Consider the following 22,635-nt stretch of genomic DNA (forward strand, 5'->3'; position numbering starts at 1 on the left):
CGGCTTTGATGCAATGCTTGCCGGAAATCCGGGCGTTATTCGGTGGCCGCTTCTGCGCTTTCCTCAGTTTCGGCACCCTCTGCCGGGGCCGGGCCGTGGCTGGCCAGGAAGGCATAGATGTCTTCGCCGCCCTTTTTCAAGCGGAAGGACATTTTCGACTTGGCTTTGGAATTGCCGGTTTCGGCCTGCAGGAACTTCTTGGGGTCGGTGGTGAAGCCAACGAATTTCTCTTCATCCCAGACCAGGCCCGCTTCGCCTGCGGCGGTCAGGTCATCGCTGTATTTGAAGTCTTCCACGCTGGCCGCGGCACGGCCGGCAACACCCCACAGGTTGGGGCCGGTCTTGCCGCCCTTGACGATCACGTCGCCGTCATCCGACACGACCATGTGGCAGGACTTGCATTTGTTGAACCCTTTCTCGCCAGCTTCGGGGTCGCCTTCGGCGAAGGCAGGGGCGGCGAGGAGGCCGAAAATGGCGGCTGTAACGAGAGGTTTCATATTGCTTGCTCCGGTTATGAGTTGGCACGTGTGACTCATGATCCAATACCCGGCAGTGTCAACCGGCAGTTTGACGCGCATCAAAGTTCCGGCAGGAAACTGCGGCAATTCAAGGCGCTGACCAGCAGGGCAGCAGATCTCCGGGTTCCGGGCGCGCGTGAAAGACCGCGCGGGCGATGGCCCGGCTGAGGCACAGGGCGGCGGCATGGCAGAGAGTGCCGAGTTCTGCGTCCGCAGCCTCCAGCACCCGCGCGCCGGTGCTGGCGGCAAACACCAGATCGCCATCGCCGGGGGAATGCGCCGGCACGATGGCGCGGCCGATGCCGTCATGGGCGGCGGTGGCCAGCCGCTGGCACTGCGCCTTGCTGAGCGCCGCATCGGTGGCGACGATGGCAATGGTGGTATTGGCGCGCTCCGGCGGCAGCGGCGCGCCGCCCAGGGTCTGGATCGCCTCGATCTTGCGGCTGTGCAGGCTGCGGCCCAGCCCGGCGGCCCGGTCCGGTCCGATCCCGCCGAATTCATCGCCGATCTCAAACGGGGCGGCCCAGAAATGCCGCTCGCCCGGCGTCGTGACGGCGCCCAGCGGATTGGCCGCCACCAGCGCGCCCACGGTAACGCCGCTCTCCAGCATTAGGGAGGCTGACCCCAGCCCGCCCTTCAGCATCGCAGTCAGCGCGCCGGTGCCGGCGCCGGCAGTGCCAAGGGTGAAGTCCTCTGCCGCCGCCTCAAACGCCGCCCGGCCCTGGGCGCGGTAGGGGTTCTGATCCCAGTCCTTGCTGCCGCCGTTCAGCAGATCAAACAGGATCGCGCCCGGCACCAGCGGCACCCGCGCAGGCCCGACCGGAAAGCCGCGGCCTTGGCCGTGCAGCGCATCCATCACGCCGGAACAGGCGTCGAGCCCGAAGGCAGAGCCGCCCGACAGCACCAGCGCGTCGATCCTGGCGACCGATTTGTCCGGCGCCAGCAGGTCCGTCTCCCGCGTGCCCGGCGCACCGCCCATCACGTGGACTGAGGCGGTGAAGGGCGCGTCCGCGATCAGCACCGTGGTGCCCGACTTCAGCGCCGCGTCCTGGGCGTTGCCGACCAGGATGCCGGGCACGTCCGTGATCAGGTTCTTTGGGCCGGGGAGCATGGCGGGATGTCCTTTTGCTGAATGAAGCGCGCTGGCGCGCGCGGCCTCCGGCGGGAGTATTTCGGGAAAGATGAAAACAGGGCCGCTAGATGCAGCGCCCGCCGTCCACTTCCATCGCGACACCGGTGACCATGCTGGCCTCATCGGAGCACAGGAAGCAGGCCGCGTTGCCCATGTCCTCCGGCGTTGAGAAGCGGCCGATCGGGATGGTGGACAGGAACTTGGCGCGCATTTCCGGGGTGTCCTCGCCCATGAAGGATTTCAGCAGCGGCGTTTCCCCGGCAACCGGGTTGATCGCATTCACCCGCACGCCATGCGGCGCCAGCTCCACCGCCATGGTCTTGGTGGCGGTGATCATCCAGCCCTTGGAGGCATTGTACCAGTTGAGGTTGGGGCGGGGCGACACGCCGGCGGTGGAGGCCACGTTCAGGATCGCGCCCGCCTTGTTGGCCTTCATATGCGGCACCAGCGCGCGGGCGGTCAGGTAGACCGATTTCATGTTGACACCCATCACCCGGTCAAAGTCGTCCTCGCTGATCTCCTCCAGCGGGGCGGGCAGATGGGTGACGCCGGCATTGTTCACCAGGATGTCGAGATGCCCGAAGTCCGCCAGCGCCGCCTCTGCCATCGCAGTGACCGAAGCGCCGTCCGAGACATCCACGGTCTGTGCGATGGCGCTGCTGCCCAGCTCTGCCGCCATCGCCTCTGCCGCGGCGCCGTTGATGTCGGCAATCATCACCTTTGCGCCTTCCGCCAGGAACTTGCGCACGATGCCTGCGCCAAAGCCCGAGGCGCCGCCGGTCACAATGGCGGTCTTTCCGTCCAGCCGCATGATTTCCCTCCCGAACTGTTTGGCGTCAGCATGCGGGGAGCGGGCGGCGGACGCAATCCCATGTCAATCCGGGTCGATTTTACCGCGCGTCGCTTTCAATTCGCCGCGCTGCTTCTTGGCGTCCAGCCGCCGCCTGACCGAGCCGCGGGTGGGTTTGGTGGCAATCCGCCGCTTCGGTGCGACCAGCGCCTTGCGCACCAGCTCCGCCAGCCGCTCGCGCACGATGTCGCGGTTTCTTTGCTGCGAGCGCGTCTCGTCGCATTGCAGGATGATCGCGCCGTCCTTGGTCCAGCGGCGGCCTGCCAGCCGCTTCAGCCGCGATTTGACCGCAGGCGCCAGCGCGGGCGAACGGGCGGCCTCGAACCGCAGCTCCACGGCGGTCGCCACCTTGTTCACATTCTGCCCGCCCGGGCCCGAGGCGCGAATGAAGCTCTCGGTCATTTCCCAGTCCTGCAGGCTGATTTGGTCGTTGATGCGGATCATGGCTCTTTATGAAATAGCCACCGGAAAATCGAAAGGGCTGTTCCCACACGGGGGAACAGCCCTTCGAGATGATAGGAGGTGCACCGGTTAGGTCAGCACCAATTCAGCGGGCTATTCGTGCCAAGGGCTGCCTCGGCCGCACTCCTTCTGAACTGTTCCGGCACTGCTCTCCATAGCTTCTCTAGACAATGGGCACCTCCTTTCTGATGTTTCGTGTAAGTCCAGCCTGCCACAGATTCGGTTAATGTCAAAACAAAATCATGTGGTCTTTGCGGTGAGCTTACGCACGATGATGCGGAAGGGCACAAGGGCGACCACGGCCAGCGACAATTTCACCAGCCAATCGGCCAGGGCCAGCGAAACCCACAAGGGGGATTCGGGGCCAACGCCCAGCAGCGGCAGCATCTCTCCGGCCCAGGACACGTCATTGGCCGGTTCCAGCCAGCTGAGCGCGGCCGAAAACGCCAGGGTGAAGAAAATCGCGGTGTCGACGGAGGAGCCGATCAGGGTGGAGGCCAGCGGCGCGCGCCACCATTTTCCCTCGCGCAGGGCAGAGAACACGGCCACATCCAGCATCTGCGCTGTGAGGAAGGCAAGGCCGGAGCCAAGCGCGATCCGCAGGGTCACCGCCGGGTAGGTGAAGCCATCGCCCTGCAGCATTACCTGAGTGCCGATGAGCGAGCAGATCACCCCGGCGACAAAGCCGGCAGCCACGACTTTGCGCGCGGCGGCGGCGCCGTAGACCCGGTTCATCACGTCGGTGACAAGAAAGGCGACCGGATAGGTGAAGGCGCCCCAGGTCAGCCACTGGCCGAACAGGAACTGCACCAGAATGTTGGAGGCCGCCACCACGGCGGCCATGGCAAGAATGCCGGGGATATGCGAGCGGGTCATGGATCGGATCCGTTTGTTTCGGGGCGCGGAAAATTTCTCCGCGGCAGCAAAAGACCGGCCCGTTTAAAATGCTCCGGCCCGCGGTGCAAGCCTCCCGGGTGCGGGCAGGGGCTCCCGCCCGCGGTTGGGCCGGGCGCCGCTGGCGCGGCGCAGGGCGCAGATCAGCGGGGCAGAGCGTATTCCACCAGTTCCGTCCGCTGCAGCGGCAGGAAATTGTCGTCGGACACCATAGTGGCGCGCAGCCGCCCGGTGTCATCGGTCCAGACCGACAGGCCCTCAAGATTGTCGTGGGTGCCGGGGCCGGTCTGCAGCAGGACCGTCTCGTTCGCGGGGCCGCCAGCGGTCATGTCCCAGCGGCGCAGGCGGCTGCGGAAGCCCAGAAAGGTCAGGTCCCGCTCCAGCAGGTAAAAGCGCCCGTCAGGCCCGAAATCGGCATCCACCGGCAGGAAGCCGCCTGAGGGCGGCAGGCTGAAGGGGCGCGACCAGCGGCGGCCGTTCCAGCGCCAGACCGGGATCTGCCCGTTCTGGTCAAAGGCCTGTTCCGGCAGCGTGTAGAGATCGCCGCGGGCATCGATCGCCAGCGTTTCCAGCGACTTGTTGACCGGCAGCTTGCGGAACGCGGCGGGCCGCGGCAGCACCTTGGCGCGGCCTTGCGCGTGGCGGTAGCGGGCGACCCGCGCCGCGCCCTCAAAGGAGATGTAACGGCTGCCGTCCGCCGCGATGGCCAGGCCCTCGCTGTCGCCGGCAAAGCCGCTCAGCATCTTGCCGGTGGAGGCGCGAAGCCCATGCGCGGTGCGGGCGGTCACGCCGGAGATCTGCCCCTTCTTGCGCCGGATGCTGGTTGTCACCAGCGTGGCCCGGTCGCTGAGCACCGTCATTTCGCGGCCGCCTGCGCTGATCTTCAGCGCGGAGAAGCCACCGAACCAGGGCTGTTTCAGGTTCCAGGTATAGCTGCCCAGATACTGCGCCTTGGCGGTCACGGCAGCGGCAGGGCGGCTGGCCGCAAAAGCCGCCGCCGCCAGCCCGGCGGCGGCGGTAAATGCCAGGATCAGTTTGAGTGCAGAACGGCGGCGCATTGCTGAGGCAGGTCCGAAAGGGTGTAGTCCCGCCGAGGTTTAGGCTTTGGCGCGTTCGGGTCAACCGGTTTCGGCGGCTGCGGGTTCAGGATGTTGCTGACCCACTGCTGCGCATCGGCGCAGCCGTCGCCCTTGGGCGGAGCCGCCTGATCGACACAGCCGCGGGCGCCGCGGGGGCAGTTCAGCCGCACGTGAAAATGGTAATGGTGCCCCCACCAGGGCCGGATCTTGCGCAGCCAGCGGCGGTCGCCTTTCTCGTCGTTGCACATCTGCACCTTGGCGCCTGGAAAGACGAAAATCCGCGCCACCCGCTTGTCCTTGGCGGCCGCCTTCAGGATCTCGTGATGCGCCCGCGTCCAGCTGGCGTTCACATAGGCGCCATTGGCCCGGCGCATCGAGATCGAGGAGATGTTCTCGCGCGCGCTGCGGCTCAGGTTCAGCCGGTCGGGCGGGCGCATCCAGATGTCGATGTCCAGGCCGATCTGATGGCTGCGGTGGCCCGACAGCATCGGCCCGCCGCGCGGCTGGCTGATGTCGCCGATATAAAGCCCCTTCCAGCCGCGCTGCTTCGCAGCCACGCGGCTCAGGTCCTTGACGAAATCAATCGCTGCCGGGTGCCCCCAGTTGCGGTTACGGCTCAGCCGCATGGCCTGCCAGGTGGGGCCGGTTTCCGGCAGCTGCTCGGCGCCGGCGACACAGCCCTTGGCGTAAGAGCCGAAGGGGGCTGGACGGTGCGGGGAGGCAACGGGTTTGGCCCCGAAAAGAGCCTTGGCGGGGGTCTGCGCGCTTGCCGGACTGAGTAAACCAGCAACCGCTAAACATGTGGCAAATAACAGTCTCAACCCTGATCTCCTTCTCCATGAACCCAGAATAACAGTATCAATCCGATCAGAAACAGCCCGATGACGGGGGTGATCCCCAGCCGGGCGCTGCCGGTCAGCGTGGTCGCCAAGCCGATCAGTGCGGGCGCCAGAAACGCGGTGGCCCGTCCCGACAGCCCGTAAAGGCCAAAGCTTTCAGTTGCGTCCCTGGGGCTGGTGTGGCGCACCATCAGGCTGCGGCTGGCGGCCTGCAGGATGCCGCCAAAGCCGCCGATCAGCACACCGCAGCCGAAGAACACCGTGTCCGGCAGGGTCGAGCCCTCCGCCAGCACGACGCCGAAAAACTGGGTGCGCGACATGCTGACGATGATCAGGCAGACCAGCGACAGCACCAGGATCGCGGCGATGATCACCGGCTTCGGCCCGAACCGCCGGTCCGCCTTGCCGCCCAGCCAGCTGAACAGGGTGGCGGCGAGGGCGGCGACAATCCCGAAGATGCCGATCTGGGTGATCTCCCAGCCCAGCACCAGCTTGGCGTAGACGCCGCCAAAGCCATAAAGCCCGTTCAGCGCATCGCGGTACAGCATCGAAGACCCCAGATAGCTCGCCAGGCTCAGCCGCCGGCGCAGGCCAGAGACCAGCTTGACCACCATCTGCCAGGCCTTGCCCAGCGTCGCCTTGCGCCCGGTCGCGCCGCGGTCCTTCACCCACAGGACATAGGGGATCATGAAGACGGCAAACCAAATCGCGGTGAACGGCCCGGCGGCGCGGGTGCCTTCCCGCGCCCCGGCATCCAGGCCCAGGGCCGGGCTGAGGCCGATCAGGGTCTTGCCGCTGCCCTGTTCGACAAACAGCAAGAGCATGATGAACAGCGAAATCACCCCGCCCAGATAGCCAAAGGCAAAGCCGGAGCCGGAAATATCCCCCACATCCTCGCGGCTGGCCAGCGTTGGCAGCTGGGCGTTGACAAAGATCAGGGCAAACTCGGCGCCGATGAAGCCAAAGCCGAAACTGACCAGCATCCACCACAGGTTGCTGCCCGCGGGATCCATGTGCCAAAGGCCCCAGGCGCCGATCAGATACATCAGCGAAAACACGGCGATCCAGGGCCGGCGCCGCCCGGTGATGTCGGCCAGCGCGCCCAGGAACGGCGCCCCGAAGCCGATGATCAGCCCGGTCACGGTCAGGCACATCGACCAGACGGTCTGCGCCTGCGCCTTGGCGGCCTCGCCGTCCAGGCCCTGGCCCATGAAGTGCTCGGCGGCCACGGCGGCAAAGAACGGGCTGAAGATGAAGGTGACCAGCAGTGTCTGGTACGGCTGGCTGGCCCAATCGAAGAACCACCATCCCCAGATCCGCTTGCGCGTGGACACCTGCTGCATACCCGGCCTCTTTTTATTGTTGCCTTCAGGTATGACAGGCGGGCAGGGGCCTAGGCAAGCCCGTCCTGCATCGGCGGCCAGGGGCGTCCCGCATCCGCCTGGCACCAGCCCTTGATCCAGGCCGGCAGCTCGGGCGAGGTTTCTGCATTTTGCCCCAGCGCCGCCAGCACCTTGGCGGGCGGCACGATGCCGTTGCGGTCGGTCACCGCGGTGCGCAGCATCACGTGGCTGGCGCAGTCGCCGTATTTCTTCCACATGGATTGCTCGACATAGATGAATTTATCATCCCAGCCCGCGGTGCGGCTGCGCATCTCGAACTTCTCAAAGCCGCGGATGCGGCGGCGGTAGCGCACCGAAGACCCGGCCACCGTCAGCCCCCAGCGGTTCTCGCGCAGGCAGCGGATCAGCCCGACCCGCTGCGCCAGCATGGTGCGGCCCAGATCGTACAGGGTCATGGTGCGGCCGTTGTTCAGCTCCATCCACATGTCCAGATCCCAGGGCCAGCAGATATGGCTGGACACATGCAGGCCAGTGATCGGCAGCCGCTCCATCCGGCTGGCCAGAACGGTATCCTTGATCAGGCGGAAAATCGGGTACATCGCACGGCGCTCCTGTTTCGCATGTGCCCGTGATGCCACCCGTTTACAGCGCGTCAACCGCAACCTCGCGGAAGCCTTGCGTATTTCCTGCCGGCTGCTTACCTGTGTGGCTGTTCGAAAGAGGAAAGATAACAGATGGTCTCGCTGTTCCAAATCCTGATGCTGATCCTGGACATTGTCTGGTTCTTCATCATTGCCCATGTGATCATGAGCTGGCTGATCAACTTCCAGGTGCTGAACCTGCACCAGCAGCTGGTGGCGCAGATCTGGTACGGGCTGAACCGGATTCTGGAACCGCTTTATACCCCGGTGCGCCGCGTGATCCCGAACATGGGCGGGCTGGATCTGGCGCCGCTGGTGGTGCTGGTCGCGGTCTACGCGCTGCGCATCATCCTGATGAACAACATGGCGGCGTTCTACTGAACCAGCTTGAAAGTGTTTCGCCCGGCGGCACCGCCGGGCATTCCCGCTGCTGGCCTAAGCCCCCCTTGCCGCCCCATGCCTCCTGTGGGATTGTGCCTGCCAAGTAAGAGCAGACCACCACAACAAGGCCCTTCGCCCCCATGACAGCCCCGGCATCCCCGGCAGAACTCCCTGGCGCGTCCCCGATCCTGCGCGAGATCTTCGGCTTCGACGCCTTCCGCCCCGGCCAGGAAGAGATCGTCGACGCAGTAACCGCCGGGGAAAACGTGCTGGCGATCATGCCCACCGGCGGCGGCAAGTCGCTGTGCTACCAGCTACCCGCGCTGCTGCGCGACGGCATCACCGTGGTGATTTCCCCCCTCATTGCGCTGATGCGCGACCAGGTCCGCGCCCTGCAGGAGGCCGGCGTCACCGCCGGCGCCCTCACCTCCGGCAATACCGACGAAGAGACCGAGATGGTCTGGGAGGCGATCGAGGCCGGGCGGCTCAAGCTCCTCTACATGGCGCCCGAGCGTCTCGCTTCCGGCGCCGCCATGGGCATGCTGCGCCGTATCGGCGTCAGCCTGATCGCGGTGGACGAGGCCCATTGCGTCAGCCAGTGGGGCCATGATTTCCGCCCCGACTACCTGCGCATCGGCGAGCTGCGCCGTGCCCTGGACGTGCCGCTGGCAGCCTTCACCGCCACCGCGGACCAGGAAACCCAGGAAGAAATCGTCCAGAAACTGTTCGACGGCGAGGCCCCCCGCAGTTTCCTGCGAGGCTTTGACCGGCCCAACATCCACCTTGCCTTTGGCGCCAAGGACAGCCCCCGCCGCCAGATCCTGGACTTCGCCGCCGCCCGCAAGGGGCAATCCGGCATTGTCTACTGCGGCACCCGCGCCAAGACCGAAGCGCTGTCCGCCGCCCTGCGCGACGCAGGCCACAGCGCCTGTTTCTACCATGGCGGCATGGAGGCCGAGGACCGCCGCATCGTCGAAACCCGCTTCGCCCGCGAGGACGGGCTGATCGTGGTTGCCACCGTCGCCTTTGGCATGGGCATCGACAAGCCCGACATTCGCTGGGTCGCCCACGCCGACCTGCCGAAAAGCATCGAGGCCTATTACCAGGAAATCGGCCGAGCAGGGCGCGACGGCGCGCCTGCGGAAACCCTCACCCTGTTCGGCCCCGACGACATCCGCCTGCGCCGCTCGCAGATCGACGAGGGGCTGGCCCCGCCCGAACGCCGCGCCGCCGACCACGCCCGCCTGAACGCTCTCCTTGGCCTGGCCGAGGCGCTGCATTGCCGCCGCCAGAAACTGCTGGGCTATTTCGGCGAAGAGGCAGAGCCTTGCGGCAACTGCGACCTCTGCGACACGCCAGCGGATGTGTTCGACGGCACCACCGTGGTGAGGAAGGCGCTGTCAGCGGTGCTCAGGACCGAGGAATGGTTCGGCTCCGGCCATCTGATCGACATTCTGCTGGGGGCCGACAACGAGCGCATCCGCGCCAAGCGCCATGACGAGCTGTCGGTCTATGGCTGCGGCAAGGAATTCGGCAAGCGTCAGTGGCAGGCGGTGTTCCGGCAGATGATGGGCCACGACCTCTTGCGCCCCGACCCCGAACGCCACGGCGCCCTGCGCTTTACCGAATCCGCGCTGCCGATCCTGCGCGGCGAGCAAACCATTGAGCTGCGCCGCGACACCATCACATCCGCCGACCGCCGCCCGGCAGTGAAGGCGCTGGTCTCCGAGGAGGACGCGCCGCTGCTGTCGGCCTTGAAGGCCAAGCGCCGCGCCCTGGCCGAGGCGCAGAAAGTGCCGGCCTATGTGATCTTCCCCGACCGCACCCTGATCGAGATGGCAGAGATGCGCCCGGAAACGCTGGACCAGATGGCCCGCATCAACGGCGTCGGCGCCAAGAAGCTGGAACGCTACGGCGATGACTTCCTGGGTGTGATCACCGGCGCGGCGGAGCAGCTGCATCCCGCGCGGCGCAAGCTGGCGGGGCGGGAGTCCGGCTCCGTTTATGATTCGCTGCTGGAAGTGCAGGCGCAGCTGGCGCGCGGCGCGTGCGGCACGCTGAAACCGCTCACCTGTTCTGCGTCGCTCCTGGCCAAAGTGGCGCAGATGCGCCCGGAGGACGAGACCGGCGTCACCAGGCTGCTGGGGGAGCGCCGCGCCGAACGTTTCGCATCGGCGTTTCTGGACGTCTTGCGCGGCGCGGGCTAGGGTCGCGCCGAGAAACCGGGCTAGGAAATTTTGGGGGCAGATATGCTGGTAGTGACCTCTCCGGCCAAGAAGCTGGACTGGGCGGAACGGGAGCAGGAGATGACCTGGCCCGCGCTGCATGACGATGCGGTGGCGCTGGCAGAGGTGGCCCGCGGGCAATCGGTGGCGGATCTGATGAAGCTGATGCACATCAGCGAGGATCTGGCCAAGCTGAATTATGCACGGTTCCAGGAGTTTGCCGCCGACCCCAAGACAGACGCCACCCGCCCGGCGGCGCTGGCCTTTGCCGGTGACACCTATCAGGGGCTGGAGGCCGCCTCGCTGGAGCCTGAGGAAATGGCCTGGGCGCAGGAGCATTTCCGCATCCTGTCCGGCCTGTACGGCGTGCTGCGGCCCTTGGACGCGATGCAGCCGTACCGGCTGGAAATGGGCTCGCGCCTGAAGAACCCGCGCGGCAAGAACCTCTATGACTTCTGGGGCAGCCGGATTTCGGAAGCACTGAATGAACAGGCAGACGCGGTGGGCGCGCAGGTGCTGGTGAACTGCGCCAGCCAGGAATACTTCGGCGCGGTGGATCTGGCGGCGCTGAAGCTGCGGGTGGTCACGCCGGTCTTCATGGAAGACAAGAACGGCACCCCCAAGGTGGTGAGCTTCTACGCCAAACGCGCCCGCGGCGCGATGGCGCGGTATATCATCCAGAACCGGCTGACGGATAGCGAAAGCCTCAAGTACTTTGACGCCGGCGGCTACGCGTACCAGCCGCAGATGTCGGAGCCGGACAAGCCCGTCTTCCTGCGCAAGGCTTGACCTGAACTTGACATAAAAGAGGGCAGCTCCCGCCCGCTCCGGCACATTCAAAGAACGCACCGTCCCGGTTGGGCCCGGCAGCGCGCGGCACGCGCGCTGCCGGGCCCAAGGCCGCACAGAGGGCGTTCCGGCGCAGCCGGTGCGCCCGCGGGCGCGGGAGGGCCTGGCAGCTGCAATCCTGCCCGGCGCAGGCTGCAGCCCGGGCTGAGCACCTTCAGCCTGAGCAGCCTCCGCCAGCGCGGTCTCCGTCTGACTGCCCGAAGCCTGACTGGCTTCTGCATATCTGGCCTGCGTCTGACCGGCCTCGGCATGACTGGCCTTCATCTCACCGGCTTCCGCCTGACCGGCTGGTCCGGCGGCCGGGTCAGGGCACGGCACTGCCGCGGCTCCCGAAGGCCGGTTATCCCAGCTGCGGGCGGCCCGGCGCAGACGCTCTCCGGCCGCGCGTCATCCCCCGGCGGCGGAGACGGCGGGCGGGCTGCCGGGGTCCAGCGGCCTTGTGCCGGCCGGGGCGAAATCGCGGATCTTCTCGTGGATCAGCGCCTTGCGCAGCGGCTTGGTCAGGTAATGATCCAGCCCGGCAGCCAGAATGCCCTCGGAATCGCCCGCCATGGCATGCGCCGTCAGCGCCACCACCGGCACGTGACGGCCGGTTCCGGCCTCGATCTTGCGGATCTCGGCGGTGGCTTCCTTGCCGTCCATCTTGGGCATCGAGATGTCCATGAAGATCAGATCCGGCTCAAAGCTGCTGTAGGCGTCGATCGCCTCCAAGCCGTTGCCGGCGAATTTCAAGTCGATGTCCAGCTCCTTCACCATCTTGCGGAACACCAGCTGGTTGGTCTTGTTGTCCTCTGCCGCCAGCACCCGCATCCGCCGGGCTTCGGGGGAGGCCGGCGCCGCGGGCGGTTCCGGCGGCGCGGCCAGCGGAATGGCGGCGGCGGCAGGCTCCGGCTTCGCGACAGGGGCCGCCTGCACCGCGGCGGGCCTGCCGGGGCCGGCCAGGCGCGCCAGCTGGCGGAACAGCTCGCCGCGCGGCACCGGGTTCTGCAGCACGCCGTTCACCAGCTGGCGGATTTCCGGATCATTGGCCGCCTGCGGGCTGGAGTTCAGCAGCAGCACCGGCACCCCGCTCCACGGCCCGGACCTGAGGTTCCGGGCCAGCTGCACACCGTCCAGCACCGGCGGGTTGTGGCCGCTGATGACCAGGTCGATCCCGTCCTGCATCGCTGCCAGCGCAGCAGCGGCGGTGCCGGCGGTGGTGACCTGGATGCCCAGCATCAGCAGATGCTTCTGCAGGATCTCGCAGTTCAGCGGCATGTCATCCACCAGCAGCACGTGGCGCAGGGTGCTGGGCAGCGCCTGAACCGCCGCCTCGGGGCCGGCTTCCACCGGCAGCGGCAGGCGGAAGCCAAAGCAGGAGCCCTTGCCCTCCTCGCTGTCGACCCAGATCTCGCCGCCCATCATCTCGATCAGCCGCTTGGAGATCGCCAGCCCCAGGCCGGTGCCTTCGAACTGTCGGTTGCGCTCGTCCTCGACCTGGTTGAACTCGCCGAAGATGTGGCTGATCTTCTCCTCCGGGATGCCGATGCCGGTGTCCTCGATATTGACATGCACCGCGCATTGCTTGTCGTCGGGAGAGGTGATGCCGGTCACCCGCAGCGTCACGTGCCCCTCCTTGGTGAACTTCACCGCATTGCCGGCCAGGTTGGTCAGCACCTGCCGGATCCGGCCCGGATCCCCGGTAAAGCGGGTCGGCAGGAACAGGTCGTAATCGACCAGCAGCGCAATCCCCTTGTCCCGGGCGGTGGGCTGCAGCAGCATCACCACCTCATGCAGGCTGCGCTCCAGGTCAAAGGGCTCGGGATGCAGCTCCAGCTTGTCGGCTTCGATCTTGGAGTAGTCGAGCACGTCATTGATGATGACCAGCAGCGCCTCGCCCGAATTCTTGATGGTGCTGGCATACAGCCGCTGCTCCTCGTTCAGCCCCGTGTCTGACAGCAGTTCCGCCATGCCCACCACCCCGTTCATCGGCGTGCGGATCTCATGGCTCATATTGGCGAGGAAGGCGGATTTGGCGCGGTTGGCGGCCTCGGCCCGGGCGCGGGCGGCGCGCAGCTCCTCCTCATAGCGCACGGTCGACGTGATATCGAGCGCCAGCGTCACCATGTCGCCGTCATGGCCGCGCTGGTCGATCAGGCGCAGGTACCGCTCATCCCAAAGCTGGACCACCACCGGTTCCGGCGCGGGGGAGAGCCAGCGTTCGTTCATCATCGCCCGCCAGGCATCCGGGGCCATGCCGCCGGTGTTGATCAGCCCCTCGTCGGTCAGCAGCTGCAGGATGCGCATGTAGGAGATGCCGGGCGCCACCTCCTCCAGACCGTCGAAGATGTTGAGATAGGCGGTGTTGGCGCCAATGAGGTTGCTGTCAGTGTCGAAAAAGGCAAACCCGTCCTGAAACGCCTGGATCGAATGCCACAGGCGCCGCTCCGCGGTTTCGATTTTCTCGTTGGCGGTGTGGAGGTCGGATTTCACCTTGGCGTTTTCGTCGCGCACGGTGGCGACTTCCGCCTGGGTCTGGCCGATCTGCTTGGTCAATGCCAGCGCGTGGCGGCCGAGTTTGCGGTTGGCAGCAGACAGCTCCGCCTGCTTCAGCTCAAGCAGCCGCTCGGCGGCCAGCCGGGCCCGCCTTTCTTCCGATAATTTGTCGGCAAGGCTCATCCCTGCAAACTCCGGCAATGCATCAAGACAAACAACGCGCGGCAAATTCCCGCACAGGCGGCCGCAGGGCTGCCCCTCATGTGTTACGCGGAGGAATCTTGCTATGACGTTAAGCCCGTGCCAGCCTGTCCCCAGTATTGGAGGGTGCCATGCCGCGTCTGTTAGCTTCTGCCTTATTTTACTTTATTGCTTTTATTACGGTTTTACCTTCGGCTTGGGCCGGACCGGAGGTGCCCGATTACCGTTACCGCTCTTATGCGGACACGGATTTCTTCGGCTCCGACCTGCAGCCTCTGTACGGCACCGACGTGCAGTCCTGCGCCCGCGCCTGCTCCGCGCAGGCGGATTGCGCAGGCTTTGTTTTCAACCAGCGCGCCAATGCCTGTTTCCCCAAATCGCAGCTGACGCAGTCCAGCCCCTACGCAGGCGCCCTCTCCGCCGTGAAACAGCCCGCCGCCCCGGGTCTGGCCGCAGCGGCCGCGGCGCGTGCGGCGCGGCTGGATTTCCTGCCCGCGCAGGAGCTGCAGGACGCCGCCGCCTTGGCGCGCACCCTGGGGCTGGACTATCCGCTGGCCGCAAATGCCCCGGCAGAGGCCCGCGCCGCCGCCCGCAGCCTGTTGCGGGACGGTGATTCCCCGGCTGCCCTGCGCTGGATGGCGCAAGCGGTGGTGCTGGGCGACGCGGCCGCGGACTGGACGCAGTTTTCCGCGTATCTGCTGCGCGCGGCCAAGTACAGCAGCAGCCGCAGCCAGCAGAACCGTTACCGCGCGCAGGCCTATCATGCCGCGCTGAACGGCTATCTGCGGGCCGCGGACCCGGCCGCGCAGGCCGAGGCGCTGGCGGCAGCAGCCGAGGCGCAGCAGCTGCAGGGCAGGGGCCGTGCCATGCTGCCGCTGTTGCGGCTGGCGCAGGACATCGCGCCGGATGAGGCCCGCGCCGCCCGGCTGGAGGATGCGATTGCCAAACACGGCTTCCGCGTGCTGGCCAGCACCGTCGAAAGCGACAGCGCCGCGCCGCGCATCTGCGCCGAATTCTCGGAGGATCTGGAACAGGCCGGAACCGATTACGAAAACTACGTCCGCATGGCCGAGGCCGGCCTGGCCGTCACCGTGCAGGGCCGCCAGCTGTGCCTCGACGGGGCGGAGCACGGCAAGCGCTACCGCCTGACCCTGCGCCGCGGCCTGCCCGCCGCCAGCGGCGAGCAGCTGTATAAGGACGTGGAGCTGACCCACTACGTGCGCGACCGCGCCCCGCAGGTCCGCTTCCCGGGCCGCGCCTATGTGCTGCCCGCGGGCGGCGCGGCGGCGCTGCCGGTGGAAACCGTGAACCTGACGGATCTGGACCTGCGCCTGCGCCGGGTCAGCAGCCGCAACGTGCTGCGCACCCTGCAGGAGGGCTATTTCGCCAAGCCGCTCTCGCAGTGGGAGGACAAGAACTTCGCGTCTGAAATTGCCGAGGAAATCTGGACCGGCAGCGCCGAGGTGGACACCGCGCTCAATCAGGCGATGACCAGCCGCCTGCCGCTGGAAGATGCGCTGACAGGGCAGAAGAAACCGGGCCTTTATGCCCTCACCGCCCGGGTGCCAGGGGCCGATCCTTATGAAGACGCCGGTGCCACCCAGTGGTTCGTGCTGACTTCCCTGGGCCTCTCCACCATGTCCGGCAGCGACGGCCTGCATGTGCAGGTGCAGGGCCTGGCGGACGCCAAGCCGCACGCCGGCGCCGAGGTCAGCCTGATCTCCTCAGCCAACGAGGTTCTGGCGACAGCAGCCAGCGACGCCAGCGGCTATGTGCATTTCGCCCCCGGCCTCAACCGCGGCACCGGCGGCGCGGCACCCGCGTTGATCACCGCGCGGGCGGGGGAGGGCGACTTCACCTTCCTGCCCCTGAACGATGCCGCCTTTGACCTTTCTGACCGCGGTGTGGCCGGCCGCCCCGCACCGGGGCCGGTGGATGTCTTCCTCGCCACCACCCGCGGCGCCTTCCGCGCAGGCGAAACCGTGCATGTGACCGCGCTGGCCCGCGACAGCCAGGCGAAAGCCATCGACGGCCTGCCGCTGACTGCGATTCTCCTGCGCCCCGACGGGGTGGAATACACCCGCCAGACCTCCGCCGCAGGCCATCAGGGCGGCCATGTCTTTGCGCTTGCCACCGGCCCCGCCGCCCCGCGCGGCACCTGGCGGGTCGAGATCAAAAGCGACCTCAAGGCCCCCGCGCTCGCCAGCCGCCAGATCCTGGTTGAGGATTTTCTGCCGGAGCGCATCGACTTTGAACAGCAGGTAACGAATGCAGAAAGCCTCCAGCCCGGCGGTACAGCTCAGATCGCGCTGCAAGCCGACTACCTGTTCGGCGCGCCGGGCGCGGGCCTGAAGGTGGAGGGCAGCGTCCGCCTCACCGCCGCCAATACTCTGGAACAATGGCCGGGTTTTCGTTTTGGCCGCTATGATGAGGCGTCCTCGCCCCAGACCGAACACTTCGGCGGCCAGGAAACCGGCCCTGACGGTGCCGCGGCCTTCACCGTCAGCCTGCCAGCCGTCCCCCCGGCAGAAGGCAAGCCGCTGCTCGCCACCTTCACCACCCGCGTCGCGGATGGGTCCGCCCGGCCCGTGGAGCGCTCCCTGGACCTGCCCGTCCGCCCCGCGGGTCCGGTCCTCGGCATCAAGCCGCAATTTGAAGAGGCCGCGGCAGAAGGTTCTGAAGCAGGCTTTGAACTGATCGCCCTGTCGCCGGACCTGACGCCTATGCCGATGCGCGTCAAATGGACCCTGAACCGGGTCGAGACGCGCTATCAGTGGTACCAGCTCTACGGCAACTGGAACTGGGAGCCGGTGACCCGCCGCACCCGCATCGCCACCGGCGAGGCGCAGCTGGGCAGCGATCCCCTGCCATTGTCGCAGCCGGTCGACTGGGGCCGCTATGAACTGGTGGTGGAGCGCCTCGACGGCGAATATGCCTCCGCCGCCTTTGACTTCTATGCCGGCTGGTACGCGCCCGAGGGCAACACCGAGACACCCGCCCGTCTGGACCTGTCGCTGGACAGCGAAAGCTACACCCCCGGCAGCACCGCCCGCCTGCGCATCGTGCCGCAGGCCGCGGGCACCGCGCTGGTCTCGGTGGTCTCCAGCCATCTGATCCACCGCATGGCGGTTGAGGTCCCTGCCGGCGAAACCGTGATCCCGCTGGAAGTCACGCAGGACTGGGGCAGCGGCGCCTATGTGACCGCCACGGTGATCCAGCCAGTGGCAGGCGACCGCGGCCGTACCCCGCTGCGCGCCCTGGGCCTCGCCCACGCCAGCGTCACCCAGCCCGGCCAGCAATTGCAGGTCGCGATTGACGTCCCCGAAGTGGCCCGCCCGCGCGGCACGCAAGTGGCCAAAATCCGTGTGGATGGCGCGGCGGAGGGCGAGGAGGTCTGGCTGACCGCCGCCGCCGTCGACCTCGGCATCCTCAATCTGACAGGGTTCCAAAGCCCCGATCCCAGCGCGCATTACTTCGGTCAGCGCCGTCTGGGGATGGAGCTGCGCGACGTCTATGGCCGCCTGATCGACCCCGGCAATGGCGCCATGGGCCGCATCCGCTCCGGCGGCGATGCGGACGGCGGCATGAAGATGCAATCGCCGCCCCCTACCCAGGATCTGGTGGCGCTGTTCTCCGGCCCGCTGCAGGTGGACGCCAATGGCGAGGCTGACTTTCCCCTGACGCTGCCCGCCTTCAACGGCACCGTGCGGCTGATGGCGGTGGCCTGGTCGGGCAAGGCCGTGGGCCAGGCCGAGGCCGACATGCTGGTGCGCGACCCGGTGGTGGTCACCGCCGCCCTGCCGCGCTTCCTGGCGCCGGGCGATCAAAGCCGCGCCCGCATCGAAATCGTCCACGCCGACGGCCCGGCAGGTGAGATGAAGCTGACAGCCAGCACCGCAGGCGGCCTGACGCTCGGCAGCCTGCCGGCCTCCGTCACTCTGGCGGAGCAGGGCAAGACCGTGCTGGACCTGCCGGTCACGGCAGAAACCATCGGCGACCATGCGCTGACCCTCACCCTCACCACACCCGACGGGCAGCAGCTGCGGCAGGACCTGCGGATGCCGGTCCGCGCCAATGATCCGGTGACGTCGGAAACCCGCCGCTTCACTCTCGCAGCAGGCGACACGTTCCTGTTCAGCAAGGACGTCTTCACCGGCCTGCGCCCCGGCACTGCGCGGGCCACCATCTCCTCCGGCCCGCTTGCCAAGTTCGACGTGCCGGGCCTTTTGGCGGAGCTGGACCAGTACCCCTACGGCTGCACCGAGCAGGTGACCTCCAAGGCGCTGCCGCTCCTCTACCTCAGCAGCGTCGCGCAGGCAGCTGGGCTGGGTAACGGCCCGGCGGTGGACGCGCGCATTAACGCCGCCATCCGCCAGGTGCTGACCCGCCAGGCCCCCAGCGGCGCCTTCGGGATGTGGCGCGCCGACAGCGGCGAATTCTGGCTGGATGCCTACGCCAGCGACTTCCTCAGCCGCGCCCGCGCGCAAGGGTATGAGGTGCCGCAGCAAGCCTTCGCCCAGGCGATGGATAACCTGCGCAACCGCATCAGCTACGCCGCCGATTTCGACACGGGCGGCGAGGAGATCGCCTATGCCCTCCTGGTGCTGGCGCGTGAAGGTGCGGCCCAGATGGGCGACCTGCGCTACTATGCGGATGTGAAGGGCGACGCCTTTGCCACCCCGCTCGCCGCCGCCCAGCTGGGCGCCGCGCTCGCGGCCTATGGCGACCAGCGCCGCGCGGACCGGATGTTTGCCCGCGCCGCCCGGATGACCGGTTCCGAGGCGCAGGGCGAAGCCCGCCTCTGGCGCGCCGACTTCGGCACCGCCTTGCGCGACACCGCAGGCGTTCTGGCGCTGGCGGCAGAGGCCGGATCGGACGCGGTGGACCGGACCCGCCTGTCGGCGCGGATCTCGAACGCCAGCGGCCAACGCTCCACGCAAGAGGCGGCCTGGACCCTGATGGCCGCCCGCGCGCTGGCGCAGACCCCCGAGGCCTCTGGCCTGCTGGTCAACGGCCAGCCGGTTCAGGGCCCGTTTGTGCAGGCCGCAGACGGTCAGGACATGCCGGAACTTGCCCTGACCGCCGCCAATGGCCGCACGGCTGAGATCACGCTCACCACCCTTGGCGTGCCGGAGGTCCCGCCTGCCGCGGGCGGCTTCGGCTACACCATCGAGCGCAGCTACTACACGCTGGAGGGCCAGCCGCTGGACGCGCAGTCCGTGCAGACAGGCGCGCGGTTCGTGGCGGTTCTGCGGGTGATGCCGCATGAAGAGACCGGCGCCCGGCTGATGATCAACGACCCGCTGCCCGCGGGATTTGAGATCGACAACCCCAACCTGCTGCGCTCCGGCGATTTGCGCGATCTCGACTGGCTGAACCCGGCAGAGGCCGAACACGCTGAGTTCCGCAGCGACCGCTTCCTGGCGGCGGTGAATGCGCGCGATGCCGCGCCGGTGACGCTGGCCTATGTGGTCCGCGCGGTGACGCCCGGCACGTTCCACCACCCCGCCGCCTCGGTCGAGGACATGTACCGCCCCGCCTACCGCGCCCGCACCGGCACGGGGCGCGTGGAGGTCAGGTGACACGCTGGCTGAACAGCTCAGAGGGCAGCGCCCGTCCGCGGGGGGGCGAGAATCGCCCGCCGTCGTGCTGCAAGCACGCCTCTGGCGTGACGGGGGCGGACGGGCGATGCCCGGCCTATCGGCCAGGCAGGAGGTGGAGGCGGAGCGCTTTGGCCTTGGCGCTGCTGGTTGCGGTGACGTTCTCTGCGTATCGCAGCTTCGACACTTGGATCGGCAACACAAACCTCCCCCTCACCCTCACTGAAACCTCGACCGAGGTCCTCGACCGCAACGGCAAGCTCTTGCGCGCCTACCCCGTCGGCACCGGCCTCTGGCGCCTCGCCGTGCAGCCCGCCGGCGTCGACCCGCGCTTTATCGCCATGCTTCTGCGCTACGAGGACAAGCGCTTCCGCTCCCACGCGGGCGTCGACCCCATCGCCCTCCTGCGCGCCGCAGGGCAGGCGCTGTGGAACGGCAGGACAGTCTCTGGCGGCTCCACCCTCACCATGCAGGTCGCGCGCCTCTTGGAGGACGGCACCACTGGCCGCTGGTCCGGCAAGCTGCGCCAGATGCGGGTGGCGCTGGCGCTGGAACGCCGCCTCAGCAAGGACGAAATCCTCACCCTCTACCTGACCCACGCCCCCTATGGCGGCGCGGCAGAGGGGATCCGCGCGGCGACCTACAGCTGGTTCGGCAAGGAGCCGAAACGCCTCACCCCGGCGGAGGCCGCTTTGCTGGTTGCCCTGCCGCAATCCCCCGAACGCCGCCGCCCCGACCGCTTCCCCGAGGCCGCCAGCGCTGCCCGCGACCGGGTCTTGGCGCGGATGCAGCGCGAGGGCCTCCTGAGCGGCGAACAGGCCGAGGCCGCCCGCCGCACCCCGCTTCCGCACCGCATGGCCGCCTTCCCGCGCCTTGCCCCGCACCTTGCCGACCGCATGGCGGCACAGCACCCCGGCCAGCGCCAGCTGCGCCTGACCGTCGACGGCGCGGTGCAAGCGCGGATGGAGACGCTGCTGGCAGAGGCCGTGCGCACGGGCGGGAACCGGCTCTCCGCCGCCCTTATCGCCGCCGACCACCAGACCGGCGAGGTGCTGGCGCTGGCCGGCTCCCCGGGCTATTCGGATGCGCAACGGCGCGGCTTTGTCGACATGACCCAGGCCATCCGTTCCCCCGGCTCGACCCTGAAGCCGCTGATCTACGGCCTCGCCTTCGACCAGGGCCTGGCGCACCCGGAAACCCTGATCCACGACGGGCCTGTGAATTTCGCAGGCTACGCGCCGCAGAATTTCGACGGCGAATTCCGCGGCGACATCCGCCTGCGCGAGGCGCTGCAGCTGTCTCTCAACATCCCCGTGGTGAAGCTGACGCAGGAACTGGGACCGGCGCGGGTGCTGGCCTCGCTGAGGGCAAGCGGCGCCAGCCCGGAACTGCCCGGCGGCGCGCCGGGCCTGGCCCTGTCGCTCGGCGGCCTCGGCATCAGCCTGCAGGATATGGTGCAGCTCTATGCCGGGCTGGCCGCAGGCGGGCAGGGGCCGCGCCTGCGCGTGATGCAGGGCGACGCCCCCCAGCCTGCAGGCCGCCTGGTCTCGCCCGAGGCCGCCTGGCAGGTTGCCGACATCCTGCGCGGCCTGCCGGTTCCTGCCGGCGCGCGCGCAGGCAGCATCGCCTATAAGACCGGCACGTCTTACGGCCACCGCGACGCCTGGGCGATCGGCTGGGACGGGCGCCACGCGGTCGGCGTCTGGATGGGCCGGGCCGACGGCACCCCGGTGCCGGGCATCTTCGGCGGCGATCTGGCCGCCCCGGTGCTGTTCGAGGCCTTCGGCAGGCTGAAACCCGCGCTCGACCCGCCGCCGCCGCCGCCGCCCGCCACGCTGATCGTCAGCTCCGCCGAGCTGCCCCAGCCGCTGCAGCGCTTCCGCCCCCGCGACGCGGCCTTCTCTGAACCGGCAGACGCGCCGGAACTGATCTTCCCGCCCGACGGCGCCCGGCTGGCGCTGGAGGGCGCGGAGCTCACGCTCAAACTCCGCGGCGGCACTGTGCCCTTCCTGGTGCTGGCAAACGGCCAGCCGGTGCTGTCCGGCCAGCGCCGCCGCGAGTTCTCCCTGCCCAGCCCCGGCCCCGGCTTTTCATCCCTGGTGATTGTCGATGGCGCGGGGCGCTCCGACCGGGTTAACCTGCGGATCGACTGACCCCCGTCTTGATCGAGGCCTTTCCATGCTGAAACCCCTCCTTGCCGCCTGCATAATCACCCTCACGGCCCCCGCCGCCCTGGCCGCCTGCGCCACAGACGCTGAAGTCGCCGCCTTCATGGACAGCTATCTGGCCAAGACCCCGGCCCAGGCGCTGTCGCCCGGCGGCAGCATGGAGGATGCGCTGTGTTCCCAAGCCAAACTCGCGGCCGCGCTGGAGCCGCATATGGGGCCGGTGATCGGCTACAAGGCGGGCCTCACCAGCAAACCCGCGCAGGAGCGTTTCAGCGCAACCGAGCCGGTGCGGGGCCTGCTGTTCCAAAACATGATGCTGGAGGACGGCGCCGCGCTGGACGAGCCCTGGGGCGCGATCCCGATGGTGGAGGCCGACCTGGTTCTGGTGGTCGCGGACGCAGGGATCAACAGCGCTGCAACGCCTGAGGAGGCCCTGGCCCATACCTCCGCCATCCGCCCCTTCATCGAACTGCCCGACCTGACGCTTGCCAAGGGTCAGCCGTTCACGGCTGAGACGATCACCGCCATGGGCGTCGGCACCCGCCTCGGCGTCCTCGGCGCCCCGGTGCCGGTGGAGGACCCGGCAGAAATGGCCCGGATGCTGGAAGAGATGTCCGTCACGATGCGCGACGCAGCGGGCGGTGTGCTGGTGCAGGCGCCGGGCCGCGCGGTGCTGGGCAACCCGGTCAACGCCGCCCTGTGGCTGCGTTCCAAGGGCGTCGAGTTCAAAGCGGGCGACCTGATTTCCGTCGGCTCCTTCGGCCCGCTGTTCCCGCCGCAGGCGGGCAAGGGGGGCGTCAGTGTCATCTATGAGGGGCTGCCGGGCGACCCGGTGGTGCAGGTGACATTCAAGGACTAACCGGCAGGCCGCTGGTTATGAGGTGTGTCGCTTCGGGCTGTGCCCGAAGCGACCCGCGCCGCGCCTTCGGCGCGGCGCTTGGCCCAACTCTCGCGGGTTTTCGTCAGAAAACCTGCGGC

16 protein-coding genes are annotated in these 22,635 nt (G+C 68.0%); 6 read left to right on the plus strand and 10 right to left on the minus strand.

The window, feature by feature from the left end; genetic code table 11:
- Window positions 1-35: 35 nt before the first annotated feature.
- The 9 genes from PHA8399_RS06520 to PHA8399_RS06560 all read right to left on the minus strand — a co-directional run bounded on the left by PHA8399_RS06520 (window position 36) and on the right by PHA8399_RS06560 (window position 7,716).
- Complete coding sequence (locus tag PHA8399_RS06520) at window positions 36-497, minus strand: c-type cytochrome (protein ID WP_058285363.1); 462 nt, start codon at window positions 495-497, stop codon at window positions 36-38.
- 109 nt (window positions 498-606) lie between these two features.
- Window positions 607-1,629, minus strand: a complete 1,023-nt coding sequence (locus PHA8399_RS06525; protein ID WP_058285364.1) for a P1 family peptidase — start codon at window positions 1,627-1,629, stop codon at window positions 607-609.
- A gap of 85 nt (window positions 1,630-1,714) precedes the next feature.
- Window positions 1,715-2,461 carry an SDR family oxidoreductase gene (locus PHA8399_RS06530; RefSeq protein WP_058285365.1) on the minus strand — a complete coding sequence of 249 codons (747 nt, stop codon included), beginning with the start codon at window positions 2,459-2,461 and terminating at the stop codon, window positions 1,715-1,717.
- Between the two features lie 63 nt (window positions 2,462-2,524).
- Window positions 2,525-2,944 carry an alternative ribosome rescue aminoacyl-tRNA hydrolase ArfB gene (gene arfB / locus PHA8399_RS06535; protein ID WP_058285366.1) on the minus strand — a complete coding sequence of 140 codons (420 nt, stop codon included), beginning with the start codon at window positions 2,942-2,944 and terminating at the stop codon, window positions 2,525-2,527.
- Between the two features lie 258 nt (window positions 2,945-3,202).
- Window positions 3,203-3,838 carry a queuosine precursor transporter gene (locus PHA8399_RS06540; protein WP_058285367.1) on the minus strand — a complete coding sequence of 212 codons (636 nt, stop codon included), beginning with the start codon at window positions 3,836-3,838 and terminating at the stop codon, window positions 3,203-3,205.
- A gap of 161 nt (window positions 3,839-3,999) precedes the next feature.
- On the minus strand, window positions 4,000-4,914 hold the full coding sequence (locus PHA8399_RS06545; protein ID WP_058285368.1) for an esterase-like activity of phytase family protein: 915 nt from the start codon (window positions 4,912-4,914) through the stop codon (window positions 4,000-4,002).
- Window positions 4,887-5,756 carry a penicillin-insensitive murein endopeptidase gene (mepA, locus tag PHA8399_RS06550; protein WP_058285369.1) on the minus strand — a complete coding sequence of 290 codons (870 nt, stop codon included), beginning with the start codon at window positions 5,754-5,756 and terminating at the stop codon, window positions 4,887-4,889. Before mepA ends, PHA8399_RS06545 begins: the two co-directional genes overlap by 28 nt.
- On the minus strand, window positions 5,753-7,150 hold the full coding sequence (locus PHA8399_RS06555) for an MFS transporter (RefSeq protein ID WP_342027517.1): 1,398 nt from the start codon (window positions 7,148-7,150) through the stop codon (window positions 5,753-5,755). The genes mepA and PHA8399_RS06555 overlap by 4 nt, the downstream gene beginning before the upstream one ends.
- Window positions 7,151-7,167: 17 nt before the next feature.
- A complete protein-coding gene (locus PHA8399_RS06560) occupies window positions 7,168-7,716 on the minus strand; it encodes an acyl-CoA thioesterase (protein ID WP_058285371.1) in 549 nt (182 codons plus the stop codon).
- 135 nt (window positions 7,717-7,851) lie between these two features.
- On the opposite strand from PHA8399_RS06560, the gene PHA8399_RS06565 reads away from it, so the two are divergent.
- The 3 genes from PHA8399_RS06565 to yaaA all read left to right on the plus strand — a co-directional run bounded on the left by PHA8399_RS06565 (window position 7,852) and on the right by yaaA (window position 11,153).
- Entirely contained in the window at window positions 7,852-8,139 is a 288-nt protein-coding gene (locus PHA8399_RS06565; RefSeq protein ID WP_058285372.1) for a YggT family protein, read from the plus strand.
- A 140-nt stretch (window positions 8,140-8,279) separates the two neighbouring features.
- Complete coding sequence (gene recQ / locus PHA8399_RS06570) at window positions 8,280-10,346, plus strand: DNA helicase RecQ (RefSeq protein ID WP_058285373.1); 2,067 nt, start codon at window positions 8,280-8,282, stop codon at window positions 10,344-10,346.
- Window positions 10,347-10,388: 42 nt separating this feature from the next.
- Window positions 10,389-11,153: a peroxide stress protein YaaA gene (gene yaaA / locus PHA8399_RS06575; protein ID WP_058285374.1), complete on the plus strand. Its 765-nt coding sequence runs from the start codon at window positions 10,389-10,391 to the stop codon at window positions 11,151-11,153.
- A 447-nt stretch (window positions 11,154-11,600) separates the two neighbouring features.
- Here the strand turns inward: yaaA and PHA8399_RS06580 are convergent, their stop codons facing one another.
- Window positions 11,601-13,871 (minus strand): ATP-binding protein, encoded by a 2,271-nt coding sequence (locus PHA8399_RS06580; RefSeq protein WP_058285375.1) that lies wholly within the window; start codon window positions 13,869-13,871, stop codon window positions 11,601-11,603.
- Between the two features lie 149 nt (window positions 13,872-14,020).
- On the opposite strand from PHA8399_RS06580, the gene PHA8399_RS06585 reads away from it, so the two are divergent.
- The 3 genes from PHA8399_RS06585 (at window position 14,021) to PHA8399_RS06595 (ending at window position 22,516) form a co-directional block, all read left to right on the plus strand.
- Entirely contained in the window at window positions 14,021-19,471 is a 5,451-nt protein-coding gene (locus PHA8399_RS06585; RefSeq protein ID WP_208856274.1) for an alpha-2-macroglobulin family protein, read from the plus strand.
- Between the two features lie 149 nt (window positions 19,472-19,620).
- Complete coding sequence (gene pbpC / locus PHA8399_RS06590; protein WP_058285376.1) at window positions 19,621-21,642, plus strand: penicillin-binding protein 1C; 2,022 nt, start codon at window positions 19,621-19,623, stop codon at window positions 21,640-21,642.
- A gap of 25 nt (window positions 21,643-21,667) precedes the next feature.
- On the plus strand, window positions 21,668-22,516 hold the full coding sequence (locus tag PHA8399_RS06595) for a 2-keto-4-pentenoate hydratase (RefSeq protein WP_058285377.1): 849 nt from the start codon (window positions 21,668-21,670) through the stop codon (window positions 22,514-22,516).
- Window positions 22,517-22,635: the final 119 nt, after the last annotated feature.

Source organism: Leisingera aquaemixtae (genome assembly GCF_001458395.1).
Lineage (GTDB): Bacteria > Pseudomonadota > Alphaproteobacteria > Rhodobacterales > Rhodobacteraceae > Leisingera > Leisingera aquaemixtae.